This is a genomic window from Candidatus Symbiopectobacterium sp. NZEC135 (genome assembly GCF_025962695.1).
This window is the reverse complement of sequence record NZ_JAGFPF010000924.1, coordinates 1-838: the sequence shown is the minus strand read 5'-3', so window position 1 is coordinate 838 and position 838 is coordinate 1. Positions and strand designations below refer to the sequence as shown.

General features: G+C 42.7%; 1 protein-coding gene. It reads left to right on the top strand.

What is annotated here, in order from left to right; translation table 11 throughout:
- Positions 1–29: 29 nt before the first annotated feature.
- A partial coding sequence (locus J5224_RS31480; protein WP_264628915.1) for an EscJ/YscJ/HrcJ family type III secretion inner membrane ring protein occupies positions 30–838 on the top strand: 809 nt, incomplete at its 3' end.

Here is an 838-nt window from a genome sequence, read left to right as displayed (position 1 = left end):
ACTGTTGAAACATTATTACGTTCATAATCATGCATAAATACCTGTTATTTCCCATACTGGCAGTCTTTCTTGTAGGTTGTAAGCAAGATGTTTTGCTGAAAGGGTTAGATCAACAACAGGCTAATGAAGTTATTGCGCTTTTACAGCGCAATAACATCAAGGTTGACAAAAATGAGATCAAAAAAGAGGGATACAGTCTCTCTGTCAGTTCTCAAGATTTTTCGGCTTCTGTTGATTTAATGAATACCTATGGGCTGCCACGTCCACCGGCGATCGATATTGCGCAGATGTTTCCTGCCGATGCGCTGGTTTCTTCTCCGCGTGCTGAAAAGGCGCGTCTCTATTCCGGCATTGAGCAACGACTGGCACATTCATTGTTGTCAATTTCAGGGGTGGCTTCTGCTCGCGTACATGTCAGCTATGATATGAGCTCCAGCGATGGCGATAGGAAAAAGTCGCCCGTTCATCTTTCAACGTTGCTCAATCATGATAACAGCATTACTGATACCACCTTATTGATCAGTGATGTAAAACGCTTTCTCAAGAATAGCTTTGAAGATGTTAGTTACGATAATATTTCCGTCGTATTATCCAGGATCAATGATGTTCAGCGGCATGCACCGGTATCCATTCAGGCGACCAAGTCTAACACACCGACATGGTTAATAAGCCTTGGTGTGGTAACCGTTGCCTTGTTAGCTGCTGTACTGTTATTTATTAGTCAAAGCCATCATGCATTTTTTGGTAAGCTAAAGAAGCATATCCCGATTCAGAGTAATAATAAACGCACATCGGATGATCCCACTCCGACTGGAGGTGCTCCTGAAGATAGGAAATA